Raw genomic sequence first — 19,127 nt, forward strand, 5'->3', positions numbered from 1 at the left:
CGGCCGAGCAGGGCCAGGCCGGGAACCAACCATCGATCACACGCCGACACCGGCGAAACAAAGGGGACAACATCATGGAACCGGTCGAATATCTGAGGTCGATCGCGCGGAGATGGCTGGTTGTCATTCTGCTCGGGGCGCTGGGAGCCGGAGCCGGTCTCGCCTACGCCACGTCGCTGCCCCTCCTGTACCGGGCCACCAGCAGCGTCTTCGTCTCGAGCCCGCGCGGCGAGACCACGAGCGAGCTGGTGCAGGGCTTCACCTTCACCGAGAAACTCGTGCAGTCGTACGCGCAGTTGGCGACGATGCCCGCAGTACTCCAGCCGGTGATCGACGATCTGCAACTGGACACGACTCCGTCGGCCCTCGCGTCGAGTGTCTCGGCTTCGACGCCGCTGGACACTGTGATCATCGAGGTCACCGTGGTCAACAGGTCATCGGAGCAGTCGGCACGGATTGCGAACGCCATCACCAGATCCCTCGCCACGACGGGGCAGGACCTGGCGCCGGAGGGACCGGCCGGCACACCATCCATCACGCTCGAGACGGTCTCCACCGCCCAGCCTCCCTCCCGTCCGTTCTCACCCAACACGACGCTCATCGTCATCACCGGCCTTCTGGTCGGGCTCGGGCTGGGTGTGGCCTACGCGGTTTTGCGGGACATGCTCGACACCAGGGTGCGCGACGAGAAAGACCTCGAGCGTGTCACCGACGCTCCGCTCCTGGGCAAGGTCGGCCAGAAGGGCCGGAAGGACCCCGCCGGCATCGCCATGCGGGTCATGCCGCGGAGCACCATCGCCGAGGCATACCGGCGCATCCAGGCGAACCTGGAATTCATCGACGTCGATCACCGACCGCGCACCATCGTGGTCACGTCGGCCGTCACGAGGGACGGCAAGTCGACCACCTCCGTCAACCTGGCCCTCGCCCTTGCGGAGCGCTCCTCCCGGGTGCTCCTGATCGACGCCGACCTGCGGCGCCCGAGCATCGCCGACATCTGCGGGGTAGAGGGCGATGTCGGCCTCACCACGGTTCTCGTCGGCGCGATCTCCCCCGAGGAGGCGATCGTGCCCTGCGGCGACAGCCTCTCGGTGCTGTCGGCGGGGGCCCTGCCGCCCAATCCTGGCCAGCTGCTCGGCTCAGAGGCCATGCGCACCCTGTTGGGAACGTTGTCGGCGCGCTTCGATTACATAGTGATCGATTCACCGCCGTTGCTCTCCGCCACGGATGCCCTGGGGCTCTCCCACCTGGCCGACGGCGCCATCGTCGTCGCGCGCTATCGTGCCACGAGACGCGCCCAGCTGAAGGACACCATCGAGTCGTTGGAGAACGTCAACGCCCGCGTCCTCGGTATCGTGCTGAACTTCGTCAAGGAGCGTAAGACGCCCGCGTATTACGGGATGGAAAACGTGCCGGCGGCCGATCCGGCGACTCCGGCGACTCCGGCAGCCGAGGCCGATCAGGTGCCGACCGCACCGGCCATCCCGAACGGGCGTCGGGCCGCGAAGGTCACCGAGAAGACCCGGTCCAGGTGATGCGCGTCCTGCAGTCGTTCCCGACCGGCCGTGCCACCACCAACCCCTATCTGGTGCAGCTGGCCGACCAGCTGAGCCCGGATCCGCAGGTTCTCGGGTTCAACTGGCGGCGGGCGCTGGCCGAGCGCTACGACGTGTTCCACGCGCACTGGCCGGAGGCCCTGTTGCACGGCACGACGGCGACGCGCAGCTTCGCCAGGCGCCTCCTGTTCCGCGCCCTGCTGCTGCGGCTGTGGCTACACCGGAATCGCACGGCAGTGGTGCGCACCGTGCACAATGTGCGCAGCCACGAGGCCGGCAGCCGGGCCGAACGCGCATTGCTGGCCCGGTTCGACCGCCGCACCACACTGTGGATTCGGCTCAATCCGACGACAGACGTCCCCTCCGACTCTCCTGTCCGCACCATCGCGCACGGCGACTACCGTAGTTGGTTCCAGTCGGTGCCCTTCGAGCCTCCAGTTCCGGGGCGGGTGGTGTACTTCGGACTGATCCGCCCGTACAAGGGTGTTCCCGATCTGATCGAGACGTTCTCCGCCCTTCCTGCCGGCCCGGACGGTGAGCCACTGTCCCTCCGGGTGGTCGGCCGCCCCACCACGGCAGACATCGGCGCCGAGGTGCTTTTGGCCGCCCTAGCCGACGACCGGGTCTCGGTGTCCCTGGGTCACGCGTCCGACATCGAGCTGGCCAGGGACGTGACCCAGGCCGAGTTGGTCGCCCTGCCGTATCGCGAGATGCACAACTCGGGCGCCGCGGTGCTCGCGCTTTCCCTGGGGCGACCGATCCTGGTGCCGTCGAACCCGGTCACCGAGGCACTCAAGGCCGAGGTCGGTCGCGGCTGGGTCTTCACCTACCGGGGCGTGCTCACTGCAGCGCTCCTGGGCGGAGCATTGGAGCGGTGCCGGGCCGAACACCCGACAGGTTCCCCCACCCGCCCTGATCTCTCCGGCCGGGCCTGGTCCGTCATCGCCGAGCAGCACCGGGAGGCGTATGCCGCGGCGCTGTCCCAGGTGCGTGGGAACGCCGGCCCGTCAGGTCGCGTCGCCGAACAGCCACTCGTCGGCGGCGAGACGTCCATCGACGGGCGGCAGATCGTGGAGCACAGCAGACTGCGAACGGTCCGCCCGTAGGGCGCCGGCCACGGCGCGCGCCCACTCGAGCGGTGCGGCGGATGCGTCGACAACGGCGTGGCCATGTGCGTCCAACCAGCCCGCCAGCCCGGTCTCGGTGCTGGTGACGATGGCCGTCCCGTGCGCGAGCCCCTCGCAGATCGGCAGGCCCACCTGTTCCCGCCAGCCGGGCGTCGGCTGTGACGGCAGCACGAGTACCCGGCTGCGACGCAGTTCGGCGTGGATATCGGATCTGGCCGGGTCGATGTGCAGCTCCACAGCGGCGTCGGCGTCGGCAAGGGCCCTGGCCCGCTCTTCCAGCGGCCCGCTGCCGAGGATGACCAAACTGACATCCGGCAGCCATACCTTTAAATAGGGCCACGCATCCAGCAGCTGCGGGAACCCCTTTCGCGCGGCCAGCGCGCCCAGGAACACCACTCGGGGGGCGGTCGCCCTGCCCTCGCCCGGGCAGGTGCAAGCCGAGGGGAGGGCGGGGATGTGGGTGCGGTGCGCGGGGCCGGCGGCAGCACCGAACACCGATGCGTAGGTCTGCTGCGCCGACTCGGTTCCGAAAACCATCCTGTCGAGCGACGCCCAGACGAAGCGGGCCAGCAGCTTGTCCTGCAGCCGGGTCAGCCTGGCCCGCCCGCGTGCCTGGCTGGCGAACGGGTCGGCGTTCTCGATGGCGTAGCTCACGCACTGGGTGCGCGGGCCGCCAAGACGATGCCGCAGGTGCAGCACGGCCAGGGTCAGGGCAGTGCGGCGGAGGCTGGCGAGCATCAAGGGTTCGTTGACCTCGAGCTGACGCACCCGGGAGCGGGCGAGGAGCCAGGCGGCCCTGATGGGTCCGGCGGGTATCAGGTCGAGGTCTCTGGCGAGGGCACGATCGAAGTCGTAGCGGGTGGCCCGGTAGAGGATGGTGGCCGGCGCCAGCGCCCTGGCCCGCTCCAGGTGGGCTGTGCGCACTGTCTGGTACAGCCGTGCACGCTCGGTGACGACGCCGGTCACCGCACCGCGCTCCGGGAGTATTCGCTGTAGACGGCGCCCAGCGATCCGGACAACATGCCGGCGCCTCTCGCGGCCGTGCGCATGCCGCGGGCGCGGTGGCGCAGTTGCCCGGTGAGTACGCCGGCGAGGCAGCGGAGCGAGCCGACGGCCAGTCGGACCACGCCCCGGGTGAGCAGGATCACGCGCAGCGCGAGCCGCCGGCCGGGCCGGGTGCCGTCCAGCACAACCCGACTGGAGGCATTGCCGATCCGGTAGGCCTTGCGCAGGACCCAACCGCGGGTGAGCCGGGCGGCGGGCACGACATCGATCACCACGGCCTCATCGCACCAGAGCATGCGTCCGCCGCGCTCGACCAACTGGCGGGTGAACAGGGTGTCCGACCCGCCGCTCAGGCCGAACCGGCCGTCGAAACGCAGGCCGTTCGCCCGCACCCAGGGCAGGTGCAAGAGGAGGTTATTGGTGGCAGCGACCGTCACCGGCGTTCCCGTCGGCATCCGGCGCCTGTCGAAGAATCGACCGGCCTGCACCCAGGGGCTCGGCGAGACGTCGTACCGTGACACCACCGGACCCACGACGGCCACCGGCCGGTGCCTGCGGTACTCGGCCAGCAGGGACTCCAGCCAGGACTCAGTGGGGCGTTCGTCATCGTCGATGAAGACGAGGAGCTCTCCGGTGCTCTCGTCGAGTGCCCGGTTCCTGGCGCTCGCGATTCCCGGTTCGGGTTCGTGGGCGTACCGGATCGGCGCTCGGGCGCCGGCCGACCTGACCTGCGTCTCGGCTCCGCCCGCCGGATCGTTGTCGACGACGAGGATGTCGACGTCCGCCGGGGCGTCCTCGGCCTGGCTGACCAGGATCGGCAACAGTTCGGCGAGGTCTGCCGGGCGTTGGTAGGTGAGGACCGCGATGGTCACCCGCTCGGTCACGGCAACGGTCCAGCAACGAGGTCGTCGAATCGGGCCGTCGCCGGTGTGTTCGTCGTGGAGCCGCCGAGGTACAGGGCGATTCCGATCCCGCCCGGCGCCTGCATGGCTGCTGTCGCATCCGTTGCCTCGAGCTGCCACGCCGTCGGTTCGCTCTGACTGGCCAGCCACACCCGGGAGCGCAGCGTGGTCGGCGAGGTTCCGGCCACCTGGAGCCGGATCGCGAGCTTGTCCCCGACGGCCGGTTTCAGCCCGGGTACCAGGAGGGACCGCAACGCCGTCGAGCCGTGCATCAGTTGGAGGGTCACGGTGCCGTCGGCGTTCAGCCGGACCCTGGCCCGGTAATCGTCACTGGCGACGGTGCGGCCGAGGAGGGAGAGGTAGGTTCCGGAACCGGTCGCCGCTTGCTGCACGGCTGCGACGACGCGCACATCGGTGGCCGTGGACGACACCGTGCTGAGCTTGGCGGTCTCCATGGCACCGGCGATCGGCGATCGCAGGGTGGCCACGCCGGCGCCGACGGAGTAGTTCGACGTGGAGCCGGTGGTCGACCAGGCGCCGCCGAGGTCGGCGGCTCCGAGGCCGGCGGCCACCGTGCGGCCGAAGGCGTCCCTGGCCAGGTCGCCTCCGACCGGGGCGGCGCTCACCGTGACCGGCGTGACCGTCGTGGCCGATGCACCGTCATCGTCTGTGACAGTGAGGGAGACCTGGTACGTTCCCGGCGTCGCGAAAGCGTGGCCCGCCGTTGACCCGGTGGCTGTGGCGCCGTCGCCGAAGTCCCAGGCGTATCCGGCGATGGTGCCGTCGGCGTCGGTGGACCCTGCCGCGTTGACGGCGACGCTGAGATTCGTGGCCGTCGCGGTGAAAGCGGCCACCGGGGGCACATTGACCGGTGCGGGCGGCGGCGGAACGGCCCCGGTCTGGCCGGCCCAGAGGTTGTCGAAGGCGGCGGTGACCGGCACCGTGGTGGAGGTTCCGCCCAGGTAGAGCGACAGTCCGATCGCCCCGGCAGTCTGCAGCGACGCGGTACTGTCGGTGGCGGTGACCTGCCAGTCCGCCGGCTCGGTCGTTCCGGAGAGCCACACCTTGGCGCGCAGGGTGGTCGGCGACGTGCCGGTGACCTGCACCGTGACGTTCAGTTGGTCGCCCGTGGCGTAGAGCAGGCCGGCGATGGTGGTGGCTTTGAGGGTTGTCGCCCCGCGCAGCAACTGCAGTTGCACGGCGCCCGTCGACGACACCTTGACCCTGCCGCGATAGTCCTCGGTGCCGACCTTGCGGCCGAGCACGGACAGGTAGGCGCCGGAGCCGGTCGCGGCCTGTTTCAGGGCGGCGGAGACCCGCACCTCGGTGTCGGTCGAGCTCACCCCCGGGAGAGTGGCGGTGACGGTCGAACCGGCCGTCGGCGCCCGGAGTGTGCCCGTTCCGCCGGTCACCGCGTAGTTTCCGGTCGAGCCGCTCACCGTCCACGCCCCGCCCTGGTCGGCCAGGCCGAGTCCTCCCGTGACGACGCGCCCGAAGGCATCCGTCGCGAACGATGTGGCCGTGGGGGCGGCCGCAACTGTCACGGTGTGCACGATGGCGGCGGTGGCGCCGTCGTCGTCGGTGACAGTGAGTGTCACCGTGTAGTCGCCCGCGGTCGGGTAGCCGTGGCTGGCCGTCACACCGGTCGCCGTCGCCCCGTCACCGAAGTCCCAGGCATATCCGGCTATCGTTCCGTCGGCATCGGCCGATCCGGTGGCGTCGACGTTCACCGTGAGCGCCGTGGCCGCGGTGGTGAAGACCGCGGTGGGCGCCTGATTCTGCACCGGCGCGACGGCCGTGACGGTTTTGCTGACGGATCGCACCAGCCCGGCGTTGTCGGTGACCGACAGTGTGACCGTGTAGTCGCCCGCTGCGGTGTAGTTGTGGGTGGCGGTGGCCGTCGCCGCCGTTCCGCCGTCACCGAAGTCCCAGGAGTACCCGGCAATACTGCCATCGGCGTCCGTCGAGGCCGAACCGTCGACGCTCAGGGCCAGCTTGTCGATCGTGGCGTCGAAGACCGCGGTCGGTGGCGTGTTCTGCGGCTCCCCTGCCGTTCCGGTGGCGAAGTGGTTGCGGATGACGACCGCGCCGATGTCACGTGCGTACACCGCGACCTCGTCGATCACTCCGGCGAAGTAGGGGCTGCTCGACCCCCAGGTCGGGTCGCCGCCCACCCGCCAGTAACCGGAGTACGCCTGAGCGCCGGTCTGCGGGTTGGTGCCGACGATGGCGCCGTCGACGTAGAGCTTCATGCCGTTGCCGGACTGGACGGCGACGACGTGGTGGCGCCGACCGTCGTTGTAGGCGTCCGGTGTCGTGATGGTGTTCGTCTGGCCGGTCCAGGTGCCGAAAACCAGCTTGCCGTCGTCCTGGAGATAGACGTGCCTGTCGTAGTTGCCGGACAGACCGGTCTGCTGGTCGCCGAAGCCGATGATCTTGCCGCCTTGGGTCGACGTCGTCGAGAACCACGCCTCGAGGGAGTAGACCCGCGGGTCGGCCACTTGCACGGTGCTGCTCACGATCCCGCCGGAGAACGTGGCCGCGGTGTTCCCGGTGCCCGTGACCAGCCCGGCCGATCCCTGGCTGACCTGGCCCGAGTACGTTCCCGGGGTCATCGCCCGCGATGAATCGGCGGCGACGGAACCGGAGGCCTCGCCCAACCGCCAGTACAGTTCGGGGTCGGCGTTGTACACGGCAGTGCCGTAGGCATCCGTTGGCGCTGCCGGGGCCGGCGAGGTGCGGCCGGAGGCTTCGTAGTGCGCGATGACCTGGGCGAGGGTGAGCGGCGCCTGGTACACGGCGACCTCGGCGATGTCGGCGGCGATGAAGGCGCTCGACGGCTGGCTCGGCCACCCGCTGATGTTGTCCCCGCCGATCCGCCAGAAGCCGTCGTAGGCCTGGCCGCTGGTGACGTCGGACCGCTGGGCGACCTTACGGCCGTCGACGTAGAGCACCATGCCCGCCGACCCCAGGGTGGCGACGATCTGGTGCCACGCGCCGTCGTTGTAGGCGGCGGTGCTGTTCACCGTGCGCACGTCGCCCGGGTAGACGCCGAACCAGATCTTGCCGGAGTCGTCCATGTAGACGTGCCGGTCATAAGAGGAGGAGGTGCCGGTGCTGCTCGCACCGAACCCGACGATCTTGCCGCCGCTGGTGCTCGTGGTCTTCACCCACGCTTCGACGCTGAATGTGTCGGTCGAGGGCTGCGCGGTGTCGGTGGATGCGTACCCGTTGGCGCTGCCGTCGAACCCGCTGGCCGTACCCGAGCTGCCGATGATCGCTCCCTGGGCACCGCGGGTGACTCCGGAGTGCACGCTCGCATCGATCCCCGAGGCCCAGTCGAAGGCCGTGCTGCCACTGGGCTCGCCCAGAGGCCAGTACGAGCGGGCGGAATCGTTCAGCACGGCCGCGGCGTAGTCGCTCAGTGAGCCGGCGGCGGCGACGGTCACCGGCACCGAATTGCCGGTCTTCACGTTGCCGAACGGATCGGTGACCCGCAGCCGGTACGAGTAGGACTGGCCGCTTGTCAGCCCGGTGTCCGTCCAGCTGAGGATGGGCCGGTTCCAGTCGGAGGAGGCGGCGACGATGGTCTTCACGCTCACGCCGTCGCGGAGCACCTCGTAGCTGAGGTTCTCGTTGTCGCGGTCGTAATTGGCCTGCCAGCTCAGCCGGGCCGTTCCGGATACGAAGGAGGCTACCGAGGGCACGAAGTCGGCGCCGGTGAGGCGCGGACCCTCCTTGTTGGGTGCGATGGCAGAGGTGGCGAAACGCACCAGGCCTTGCTGCTTCTTGTTGTTCACGATGGTGAATTCGCCACCGTAGAGCACGTAGTCCTCGTTCGCGGCGACACTCCAGGGTCCCTGGCCCTGGCCGGTGTAGGTGCCCGTGTTGATGTCGGGGTAGAAGGTGAGCAGGCTCGGCCGGGGCGTGCCGGCGAAGTTGTAGTAGCCGAGGGGATCGGCGGTGATGGTTCCGGTGGCCTGCATGCCGAAGGTGAGGGTGCGGTGGTACGTCCACGGGTTCGCCTGGGGAAAGCCGCCGATGTTGCCGCAGTAGTGCGGGTGACCTGTCGTGTACACGGCGTCCCGGACCGGGGCGGCGGAGTAGGTGTCGCCGTGGCAGTCTTCCAGCCAGATCAGAGTGCCGTCCGCCCAGCTCGCGCGAAAGGTGCCTTCGAGGTTTCCTCCGGTGCCGAAGACATACCCGGTGCCGAAGACTCCCTCGGCCGAGGAGGTCAGGCTGAGGATCGAGGCCTGCGGGCCACCGTTCCGCACCAACGAGTTCACTTTCCACGGCAGTGACGCACCGGTGACCGCATCGGTGGCGGCCATGCCGTAGCCGGGCTCAGAGCCGCCGTTGTAGGCGGTGAAGCTGCCGCCGACGATGACCTTCGTGCCGTCGGGCGACACCGTGAGGGTGTTGACGTTGCCGCCGGTCGGGGCGCCCGTCCAGGCCTGCACGGCGCCGGTGCCGGCCGAGAACGCGGCGAGGCCCTGACGGGCGACACCGTTGGCGGACGAGAAGATACCGCCGACGTAGACCGTGGATGCGCTTATGCCCACCGTGGTGACGCGGGCGTTCACTTGCGGCGCCCAGGAGGTGACCAGGGCACCAGTGCCCGTGCTCAGTGCGGCCAGCCGGTACCTGGCCACACCGTTGACCGACGTGAACGCTCCGCCCAGGTAGACCCGGCTGCCGTCGGGGGACGCGACGATGGACCGCACGGCGCCGTTGACGCTGGGGGCGAACGTCGTCGACAGCACGCCAGTGGTGAGGTTGTACGCGAGCAGGTTGTTGCGCTCCACCTCGCTCGTTCCCGCAGCGGCTCCGGCCGGGCGGGCGCGGGTGAATTCCCCGCCGACGTAGACGGTGTTGCCCACAATCAGCTGGGTCCACACCACACCGTTGATCTGCGCGGTGGGAAGCGCATCGGCCGCCACTGTCTTCGGTGTTCCGACGCCGTCCGGTGCCGTATCCGCCCGTGCGGGCGGCGCCGACAGCAGCAGTGCGGCGAGCACGGCGACGACAGTCAGGACCGCGACGATCAGCCGGCGCGGTGGCACGGAGGTTGGCATCGGGAGACGCGGGGACAGGAAAAGGGCCGGAGCACCCATGAATGCCTCAGTTCGGGTAGGGACGGTGGCCTTCGGGTGGCCACCGCACGCAGCGAGCATAGTGACGATCTCTCACCACTCGCTGTCCCCTTTTCGGGGCAGCATCGGGGATATCGCCCGTAGTGGCCTTACTCCGGTGCGGCGCCCTCGAAGACGACGATCGGGACGCCCACCGTGTAGTCGACGCCGACCTTGACCTGGCCGCGCTCGTCAACGGGGACCGCGAAGACGAACACACCGGTGACGCTGCCGCCGGCGGCGACCTCGTCGGGCAGCGGAACAGCGCCGGGCTGTTGCAGGTCGATCATGGGCAGCTGCTCCGAGCCGGCATAGAGATTCACCACGGTGGACATGAGGGAGACCGTGGCATCGGTGTCATTGCGCACGGTCAGGGTGAATCGCAGCGCGGGGCCGCCGACCTCGCCCGGGCCCTGGGCGACACCCTCGACAGACTCCAGCCCGTCGATGCCGAAGACCACCCCAGGCACCGGCGCGACCTGCTCGGTCAGGGGTACCGCCGGCAGTTCGGCCAACGGCGCGGCGGACCCCTCGGTGGGCCCTGGGGCCGGCGTCTCGGTTGCGACCGGCGGGGACGCCTCCGGTGCCGGCGCGGCCGACGGGTCAGTGGGCGTGGCCGACGGAGCGGACGAGCCCGGGGCCGTCGTGGCACCCGGTGATGCCGCCCCCGTCGCCCCGGCGAGGGGCGACGCCCCGCCCTGCGACAGCCACACTGTGGCCACGAGGAGGAGAACGGCCACTCCGACAACTCCGCTCACGCCCACCCACCGCCACCGCCGCGGTACAGTCGCAGCGGTGTTGTCCGGGTCGTGTGTTGCCATTGGGGGCTCCTGACGGTGAGGCCTGGTGGGGTCGGCGAACCGGTCGGTCACCTCGTGCTGTCATTTAGACACGGTCCCGACCGGCTGCCAAGGGGTACTAATGCACGCTGGAGTCCGTCGGGGTTGGCGGGGGCGTGGGCGTCGGGGTCACTTTCGCCCCTGCGCCGGGTGCGTCGGAGGCCGGCGGACCGGCGGTCGGCGGAGTCGGGGTCGGAGTCGTGCCGGCATCCTTCGGTACCGGCGGCGTCGCGGGCGCGGGGTCGACCGGCGGCGCCGGGTCGACCTTCGGGGCCGGGTCCGGCGCGGCCGGTGCAGTGACGTCGACGGGTCGGGTGATCGTCAGCGCCACTCCGTCGGCATCCGTGGCCGTGAGCGCGACCTGGTAGGTGCCCGCTTTCGCATACTCGTGGCTGGCGGTGGCCCCGCTCGCGGTGGAGCCGTCCCCGAAGTCCCACTCGTAGGAGCCGATCTGTGCGCCGGAAGCCGAGGTCACCGCAGAGGCGTCGACGGCCAGGTTCAGCTCGGCGGCCGTCGCAGCGAAGCTGGAGGCGACGGGAGCGGCCTGTCGGTTGGCCGCGGCACCGCCCACCGTGATACTCACGGCGTTCCCGGTCTTGGTGTTGCCCCGGGGATCCGTGACCTTGATGCGGTAAGAGTACGTTCCGGCCGCGAGGCCGGACTCGGTCCAGCTGAGGGTCGGCCGCTTCCAGTCCATCGAGCGTCCGGTCAGGGTCGTCACGGTGACTCCGCCGCGCTGCACCGCATAGGTGAGCAGCTCGTTGTCCCTGTCGTAGTTGGACTTCCAGGTGACCTTCACTGATCCGGCCGCCGGGGAGCTCAGGGTCGGCGCGAAGTCGGCGCCCGTTGCGCGCGGTCCTTCCTTATTCGGGGCGATCGAGGCGATCGCGAACCGCACCAGGCCCTGCTGCTTCTTGCCGTTGACCGTCGTGAACTCGCCGCCGTACAACACGTAGGAGGCATTGGCGGCGACATTCCACGGGCCCTGGCCCTGCCCCGTGTATGTGCCCGTGTTGATGTCCGGGTACCAGGTGAGCAGTGACGGACGAGGCTTTCCACCGTAGTTGGAGTATCCCTTGATGGTGTTCGTGGCGATGGTGCCCGTCGCGTTCATCGAGAACGAGAGGGTGCGGTGGTAGGAGCGCGGGGAGGTTTCGCCGAACCCGCCGATGTTGCCGCAGTAGTGCACGTGCCCGGTCGTGTAGACCACGCCGGCAGTGGGGGCCGCCGAGTAGGTGTCGCCGTGGCAGTCTTCCATCCAGACCAGCGTGCCGTCGGCCCATGAGGCCCTGAAGGTGCCCTCGAAATTGCCTCCACTGCCGAAGTCATAGCCGGTGCCGAAGACGCCGTCACTGGTCGAGGTGAGGCTGAGGATCGCCGCGGTGCTGCCGCCGTTGCGGAGCGTGCTGTTCACCTTCCAGGCGGAGGAAGCGCCCGTGCTGGCGTTGGTGGCCGCCATCCCGTAGCCGGGATTACTGCCGCCGTCGTAGCTGGTGAACGAACCGCCGATGATGACCTTGGTACTGTCGGGCGAGACGGTCAGGGCGCTGACGGTGCCGCCGGCCGGCGTGCCCTTCCAGGCCTGCACCGCGCCGTTCGAGGCGGCGAAACTGGCCATGTACTGACGCGCCTGCCCGCCGGCCGAGGTGAACGCACCGCCGGCGTACACCGCAGTGCCGCTCACCCCGAGGGCTGCGACCCTGCCGTTCACCTGGGGCGCCCAGGAGGTGACCAACGCGCCGGTCGCGCTGGCGAACGCGACCAGGCGGTATCGGTTCGTGGCGCCGGCCTTGGTAAATGTGCCGCCTGCGTAGACCCGCGAACCGTCCCGTGCTGCGACGAGGGCGCGCACGGCGCCGTTCATGTTGGGGTTGAACGCGGTGAGGGCTCCGGTGGACAGGGTGTAGGCGAGCAGGTTGTTGCGTGTGACCTCGTTGACCCCGGCCGCGGAGCCGGCCGGCCGGGCCTTGGTGAACTCGCCGCCGACGTAGACGGTGTTGCCGACGATCAGCTGCGCCCACACGACGCCGTTGATCTGGGGTGTCGGCAGTGCGTCTGCGGCCACGGTGGCCGGGGTGCCGGCATCCGGTGGATTGGTGTCGGCCACGGCGGCCGTCCCGGTCAGGGTGGCGGCCGCGGCCAGCGCGATGACGGACAACAGGGCGAGGAGCGAGTTCCGGGCGCGAGTGAGCATCATCAGCCTCATCCATCAGCGGCCGGCATTCGGGTGGCCGGCACGATTTGGTGAGTATATGACGAATCCTCAGTTATACTGTGCCCTCTTCGGGGGCGAAGTGACGCCCCCTCGGGGGTGAGGATACAACGACGGAATCCCGCGTGCCAGGCACGCGGGATTCCGGTTGTCACAGCGCGGTGACGCGGCCGTGCGGGTTAGCCCTTGTGCACGGTGACGGCAGTGCGGTCAGGCACGTAGAAGTTGCGCGCCAGGTCGATCTTGGTGGTGGACTTGGCGATGATCGCGCAGTTGGAGACCTTGGTGTCGCGGCCGAAGGTGTTGTCGGCGATCTTGACGCCCTGCACCGGACCATAGGACTTCTCGGCGATGTTCACCGTGCAGCCTCCGCCGTTGGCGTAGTTGCCCGTGAAGGTGAAGTTGGAGACCTTGCCGGTGTCCTGGGTGATCTGGATCCCGGAGTTGAACGCGCCGCTGATGTTGTTGTTGGTGACGCTGATGTTGCTCCCCTTCTGGATCTGGATCGAGTCGTCGTGGCTCGGGCTGCCGCCGTGGTTGGGGTCCTTGGCGTAGTGCAGGTTGTTGTGCAACCAGGACTTGTCGATCGAGACGTTCCCACCGGTGAGGTGGATGCTGTCGATCACGCCGTGGATGTTGACCCTCGTGGCGGTGAAGTTGTAGCCGTAGATACCCATCGCGTACGGCGACGCGGTGGACGGGAACAGCTCGGTGTCGGTGATCTTGAGCCCGGACTGGCCGCCGAGGTTGTTGATCAGCGGGGCGACGCCGGTGAGCGCACGACCGCGGATGACCGAGTTCTTGATGGTCACGTTGGGCGCGCTGATCTTGACCAGGCCACGGATGTCGAGCCCGTCGAGGACCGTTCCGGCCTTGGTGACGTTGATGTCACCGTTGTGCACGGTGAGCTTGGTGCCGGCAGGCACGCCGGTGTTGCTGCCGCTCGGGGTGCCGGTCGCAGGTGGGGCGGGAACCGGAGCAGGCGCCGCGGTGGGCGCGGGTGCCGTGGTCGGCGCGGGCGCGGGCGCCGCGGAGGTCGTGCCGAAGCTGACGCCCGTGGTCTTCAGCTGCACGCTGGCCTGGCTGCTGGTGAGCGTGAGCTTGCCGTTGTGGCCGGACTGCAACGGCAGGGTCACCGTGGCGGAGGGCTTGCCATCCTTGGTGGCCGTGAACACAGTCTTCTGGGCGCCGTTCGGGCCGACGGAAGCCTTGACCACGGTGTTCTGCCAGGCGCCGGAGCCCTGCACGGTGAACTTCACCGAGGTGGCGCCGGCGGGGACCGTGCCGAGCGAAATGGTCTTCTGGCCGCCGGACGGCACGACCACGGTCTCCAGCGAGCCGGCGCTGGACGTCGCTGCGGCCGGCTTGGCGGCCGGCTTGGCGGCCGGCACCGCGAAGTTGGTGACGGTGCTGTCAACGCGCACGCTGGCCTGGCTGCTGGTGAGCGTGAGCTTGCCGTTGTGGCCGGACTGCAGCGGCAGGGTCACCGTGGCGGAGGGCTTGCCATCCTTGGTGGCCGTGAACACAGTCTTCTGGGCACCGTTCGGGCCGATGGAAGCCTTGACCACGGTGTTCTGCCAGGCGCCGGCGGCCTGCAGGGTGAGGGTCACGGCCGTGGCGTTCGCGGGGATGCTACCCAGCGAGATCGTCTTCTGGCCGCCCGAGGGCACGACGACGGATTCCAGGGCAGTGGACACGGCCGTGGACACGGCAGCGACGGTTGAGGGCGACGCGCTGGCCGCCTGGGCGGGAGCCGCCGCAAAGCCGGTGAGTCCGATGACCACGGCGAGGGCCGCTGATGCGGCAATGAGGGGACGTTTCTTGAATGCTGCGCCCGCGACACCGGACGAGGCCAGGTCGGGGGCGGATGGGATCGTCCTGGGGGACGACTTCGAGCGCAAAAGTGTGGGGATCATGTGGGGGGAGAGTGTTTTCTGATGGTGCACACGTTCGGGACATGCGGGATGGAGCAACCGTAGGGGGCCACCGATCGTTTATCTAGCTTTGCTCACTTTCCTCATTTGGTCAAACGCTTACACGATTTTCCTAGGTTCGGACCGCGCCAACCCTATGCAGAACGATGGAGTCTGGCTACTGTCCCCTACGACCTCTTCACCGGATTCCCCGGCGCGATGCCGGCGGCCGTCAGAAATCGAGGGACCGTTATGAGCGCTGATCCCCCCCGTACCGCGCACCCCACCGGGCACCGTGACGGCCGGCTGCGCGTCGGCTACGCCGCGGGCGGTTTCGACCTGTTCCATGTCGGGCACCTCAACATCCTCCGCCAGGCGAAAACCGCCTGTGACTACCTGATTGCCGGTGTGGTCTCTGATGAAATGCTGCTGCTGACCAAGGGGGTCCGACCGGTCGTGCCGCTTTCCGAGCGGCTCGAAATCGTTCAGCACATCACCTTCGTCGACGAGGCCGTGGCCGAAACCGTGCCAGACAAACTCGACACCTGGCGCTCACTGGGGTTCGACATCTTCTTCAAGGGCGACGACTGGCGCGGCACTCCCCGTGGTCTGACCCTCGAACGCCAGTTCGCCGGGGTCGGGGTCGAGGTCGTCTATTTCCCCTACACGATGCACACCTCCAGCACGGCTTTACGCCGCGCATTGGAAGCGCTTTCTCCCCAGGGGCTGTCCGCCGCGCTGGCTGCGGGCTCCGTTACCGACGACTCGGGCGAGATCCGGGCCTGAATAATTCGCGGTGCAGCAGAGTGAAGCCCATCAGGGTGAGCGGACGGGCCCGGCCGTACGGGCCGGCACCGGCTGCAGCCAGGCCGTGACCGGGACTGTGAAGAGCCCGGGCACCCGACCGAAGACCCGGAACGCGGCGAGCGCGATGATGATCGCGACCGCGCACAGCAGAATCGGCAAGGCTGTGCCCAGGACGACGTTCAGGACCGTACCGGATGGCGTGCCCGTCGCCACGATGGTCGCCGCGACGAGGATCATCGGGAAGGTGTGCACCAGATAGATCGGCAGGGTGCGTGTTCCCAGCGCGCGCAGCCAGTCGAGCGCCGGCAATCGTGCGAGCAGCACCGAGACGACGATGCCGACGGTGACGGCGAGGGCGCTCGTGGCCAGCAACACGAACGGGACGCGCAGGAGGTCGAGGCGGACGACGACGGCCGTCACCGCGGCGTAGAGACCGGCCGCCGCCGCCGCATGCCACCAGCGCACGGCGGGCACCAGCCGCCGCACCTTCGGACCCAGCCAGATGGCGGCGATGAAGAACACCAGGTAACGGCCCATTTTGTCCCATGGTGTGCCCGTGTGCAGCAGGAAGGACCCGAAGCCGGCCGCGACGAGCGCTGTCAGCGTCACCTGAAGCGCCGGCGGCCAGCGGCGCATCAGCCAGGCCAGTGCGAAGAACAGCGGCAGGGCGTAGATGAACCAGAGGTTGGAGTTGGGCCGTACGAACAGGGTGACCAGGTCGAGCGGCCGCGCGTTCACCGGCGCCTGGCTGATCGGCGGTATGAAGAGCAGGAGGATGGTCTGCAGCGTCACCCAGAGCACGTAGAGGTAGAGCAGCAGCAGCATCCGCTTGCGGAACAGGGCCGCGAACGGCAGCGCGACCGCCCGTGCCGCCAGGAGGCCGGACATGAAGAAGAACAGCGGCATGCGGAAGGTGTCCAACAACGGATTCAGAGTGGCCAGCGGGCCGGTCACGCCGGCGCCATCGAGGTACATCACCGAGTGGAAGAGCACCACGAGGATGATCGCGATGCCCTTCGCGACGTCGATCCACGTCTCGCGTGGGGGTGCGCCGGCGTTCACCGGGTGTCCCTGGCGTGCCGTCCGGCGCCGCGGACCCGGCCGGGCCGGGCCGACGACGGACGGCTGGACTCCGTGCTTGGCCGGCCGATCCTCAGCATCGACGGCACCGGTTGGTACAGATACCGCAGCGGCGTCGGCGCTGCGGCGCGATGGAGCGCGAGCGCCAGGAGGACCGCGACGGCGGCGAGCACCGGAGGCACGATCCCGGCCACCGTCGCGATGGCCGGGAACAGCAGGGGTGTGGAAAGTAGGAACGAGATCATGATGATGATCGGGGTGTGCGCCAGGTAGATGGGCAGAGTGGTGCGGCCGATGAAGGCCAGCCGTGGGAGTCCTGCCAATGCCCGGCTGACGCCGACGCCGGCCGCGACTCCGACGAGGCAGTTGACGAAGTACACCCCGGGCACCACGCGCAGGTCGAAGACGGCGACACTGGCCGAGAGAACGGCCCAGCCGACGACGGTGCCGGCGGCCAGGGGTGTGGCGACGGTGCCCAGCCGGAGGATCACCGGACGCAGGTAGAGGCCGGCGAGGAAGAAGAAGTAATAGCGGGCCGAACCGCTCCAGCCGACGTTGGCGGTCTCCCAGCCGCTCAGGGCCAAGAGCGAGACCACACCGGCCACAGCCAGCTGGGCCCCGACCGGTATTCTCCTGGTGAGTTTCGCGAACACGAAGAAGAGCGTCAACGCCCAGATGAACCAGAGCTCGAACCGAGGCGCGACCGGCGAGACGAGCAGGGCGAGCAGGCTCTGCCGGGGGCTGAAGCCCTGGCCCTGCATACCCGTGCCGAGCACGAAGACCACGGAACCGATCACTTCCCAAATCACGAAAACCCAGACGTACAGGCGTAACTTCGAGTTCCACAGGGCCGACCACGGCACCGTCAGCCACTTGGGCGCGAAGAGCCCGGCGAGCGCGAAGAACAGCGGCATGCGCATCGAGGACAGCGCCTCGTTGATCTCGCGCCAGTACGGGATATCGAACCCGGCGCCGAGCAGCCAACTCGCCGAATGGTACAGCGCCACCAACAGGATGGCCACGCCCCGGCCGGTGTCGATCCAGCCGATGCGCACCGGCGCTTCGGTCCCGGTCACGGCCGTACGATCCCGGCCGCCATCGGCGCCAGCTCCGCCCGGGGTTCGCGCCGCAGCATCACCAGCCCCACGGTGATGATGATCAGCGTCGCCGAGCTGTAGAGCGGTCCGAACAGGAGCGCCCAGAGCAGTTTGATCCCGAGGTAGACGATGACCGCCGCGGCCGTGCCGGACGCCACCGACCGGGCGAGCCCGGCCAGGACGAGCACCACGATGAGTGCGGCCAGCGCGAGACCCGGAATTCCGAACCACGCCCACAGGTCGCCGACGACGGAGTGCAGTTCGATGTGGCCGCCGAACATGTAGACGTCGACATAGTTGTTGTTCGGGTCGTAGTTGATGGCGGCCATGCCCGACTTCGCCGCGAAGATGTCCGCGGAGTTCGCCACGGTGCCCGCACCGAAACCCAGCGGCTGATGCAGCATCAGCCCGGCCGTGGCCGCGAGCTCCGGCCGGCCGCCGAGAATCAGCGAGCCGGAGGTCTGCAACTGCGCGCTGCTGCGCAACTGGGTGTCCTCGCCGAGTGCCCCGTCGAGGATGAGGGCCTGGCCGAGGTTGTAGACCACAAGTGCCAGAATGCCCAGCGCCACCACGACCCGCACCGCTGAGCCCGAGCGGGTGCGCCGCCCCGGCCGGAGCTGCCAGAGCACCAGGAGCGCGGTGAAGAGCAGGATGGCGAAGGAAGACCGGGCGTCCGTCACCGCGGCGATGGCGGTGAACCCGGCGACGGCCAGGAACTCGAGCCAGCGGCGCCCGGTCTGCCTGGCGATCGCCAGCACGATGATGGTGAGCGCCACCGAGTAGCCGAAGCGCCAGGGATTGGCCTGGTACAGCTCGCTGGTCGGGGTGACGCCGAGCAGCAGGCCGACGCCGAACCAGAGCGCGACCTGAGCATCCGGCAGTACGGTACGGCACCAGAGCACGAAGCCGACCCCGCAGAGGATGCCCACCAGGCCCACAGACACCGTCACGGCCTGCCCGGGGCTGGTGGGGTGGGACGACGCCGAGAACAGGGTGAGCCAGATCCCGCTGACCAGCGCCACCGCAACCGTGCCGAGCAGCACAGTGGACCCGTGGAACCGCCGCAGCACGGGCAGCCAGAGCGGGACAAGGACGGCGGCGGCGAGGTAGCCGACGGTGAGTCCCTGCGACAGTTCGATCCGCATGGCCAGGACCACGAGCACGACGATGGCCAGGACGCGAACGACGACGAGCGACCGGAAGGCATCGCCGGACAGGGCAAGGCGGCGGGGTGACCGGGCCGGTGCCGTCAGCTCCTGTGCCGTCATGCGTCCCGCCGCCCCTGGCCGGCGCCCGCGAGTCCGGTGCTCGCCGTGCCCTGGCCATGTCGAGCACACCCTAGAGCGCGTTCGGGGTGTCAACAAGGGCAGGAGGGGCGCGAACGGCCCTGTGTCCCCCGAAGGTGGGAGGTATCCCCGGCACAGGCGCCCGAGTACTGTGTGCTGCCTCAGGGCCCG

General features: G+C 69.2%; 12 protein-coding genes. 3 read left to right on the plus strand and 9 right to left on the minus strand.

The annotated features are described in order from the left end of the window. The first annotated feature begins 74 nt into the window (after positions 1 to 74). Both BJQ94_RS16545 and BJQ94_RS16550 read left to right on the plus strand, forming a co-directional pair. Positions 75 to 1,535: a polysaccharide biosynthesis tyrosine autokinase gene (locus BJQ94_RS16545; RefSeq protein ID WP_265398514.1), complete on the plus strand. Its 1,461-nt coding sequence runs from the start codon at positions 75 to 77 to the stop codon at positions 1,533 to 1,535. Next, on the plus strand, positions 1,535 to 2,662 hold the full coding sequence (locus BJQ94_RS16550) for a glycosyl transferase (protein ID WP_265398557.1): 1,128 nt from the start codon (positions 1,535 to 1,537) through the stop codon (positions 2,660 to 2,662). Before BJQ94_RS16545 ends, BJQ94_RS16550 begins: the two co-directional genes overlap by 1 nt. Here BJQ94_RS16550 and BJQ94_RS16555 read toward each other — a convergent pair. From BJQ94_RS16555 to BJQ94_RS16580, 6 genes are all read right to left on the minus strand, one after another. Further along, positions 2,564 to 3,649 (minus strand): glycosyltransferase, encoded by a 1,086-nt coding sequence (locus tag BJQ94_RS16555; protein ID WP_265398513.1) that lies wholly within the window; start codon positions 3,647 to 3,649, stop codon positions 2,564 to 2,566. The genes BJQ94_RS16550 and BJQ94_RS16555 overlap by 99 nt on opposite strands. Further along, entirely contained in the window at positions 3,646 to 4,572 is a 927-nt protein-coding gene (locus BJQ94_RS16560; protein WP_265398512.1) for a glycosyltransferase, read from the minus strand. Before BJQ94_RS16560 ends, BJQ94_RS16555 begins: the two co-directional genes overlap by 4 nt. Continuing rightward, positions 4,569 to 9,665 (minus strand): PKD domain-containing protein, encoded by a 5,097-nt coding sequence (locus tag BJQ94_RS16565; RefSeq protein ID WP_265398511.1) that lies wholly within the window; start codon positions 9,663 to 9,665, stop codon positions 4,569 to 4,571. The genes BJQ94_RS16560 and BJQ94_RS16565 overlap by 4 nt, the downstream gene beginning before the upstream one ends. Before the next feature lie 167 nt (positions 9,666 to 9,832). Further along, positions 9,833 to 10,543, minus strand: coding sequence for a hypothetical protein (locus tag BJQ94_RS16570; RefSeq protein ID WP_265398510.1), 711 nt, complete (start codon positions 10,541 to 10,543; stop codon positions 9,833 to 9,835). Positions 10,544 to 10,640: 97 nt separating this feature from the next. Further along, positions 10,641 to 12,758 carry a PKD domain-containing protein gene (locus BJQ94_RS16575; RefSeq protein WP_265398509.1) on the minus strand — a complete coding sequence of 706 codons (2,118 nt, stop codon included), beginning with the start codon at positions 12,756 to 12,758 and terminating at the stop codon, positions 10,641 to 10,643. A 194-nt stretch (positions 12,759 to 12,952) separates the two neighbouring features. Further along, positions 12,953 to 14,689, minus strand: coding sequence for a hypothetical protein (locus BJQ94_RS16580; RefSeq protein WP_265398508.1), 1,737 nt, complete (start codon positions 14,687 to 14,689; stop codon positions 12,953 to 12,955). Positions 14,690 to 14,938: 249 nt separating this feature from the next. On the opposite strand from BJQ94_RS16580, the gene BJQ94_RS16585 reads away from it, so the two are divergent. Then, positions 14,939 to 15,472: an adenylyltransferase/cytidyltransferase family protein gene (locus tag BJQ94_RS16585; protein WP_265398507.1), complete on the plus strand. Its 534-nt coding sequence runs from the start codon at positions 14,939 to 14,941 to the stop codon at positions 15,470 to 15,472. A 30-nt stretch (positions 15,473 to 15,502) separates the two neighbouring features. On the opposite strand, the gene BJQ94_RS16590 is transcribed toward BJQ94_RS16585, so the two are convergent. From BJQ94_RS16590 to BJQ94_RS16600, 3 genes are read right to left on the minus strand one after another with little or no spacing between them, the layout of a single operon-like run. Further along, positions 15,503 to 16,555, minus strand: a complete 1,053-nt coding sequence (locus BJQ94_RS16590; RefSeq protein ID WP_265398506.1) for an acyltransferase family protein — start codon at positions 16,553 to 16,555, stop codon at positions 15,503 to 15,505. After that, positions 16,552 to 17,649: an acyltransferase family protein gene (locus BJQ94_RS16595; protein ID WP_265398505.1), complete on the minus strand. Its 1,098-nt coding sequence runs from the start codon at positions 17,647 to 17,649 to the stop codon at positions 16,552 to 16,554. Before BJQ94_RS16595 ends, BJQ94_RS16590 begins: the two co-directional genes overlap by 4 nt. Next, positions 17,646 to 18,938 carry a hypothetical protein gene (locus tag BJQ94_RS16600; RefSeq protein WP_265398504.1) on the minus strand — a complete coding sequence of 431 codons (1,293 nt, stop codon included), beginning with the start codon at positions 18,936 to 18,938 and terminating at the stop codon, positions 17,646 to 17,648. The genes BJQ94_RS16595 and BJQ94_RS16600 overlap by 4 nt, the downstream gene beginning before the upstream one ends. Positions 18,939 to 19,127 lie beyond the last annotated feature (189 nt).

The organism is Cryobacterium sp. SO2, assembly GCF_026151165.2.
GTDB lineage: Bacteria > Actinomycetota > Actinomycetes > Actinomycetales > Microbacteriaceae > Cryobacterium.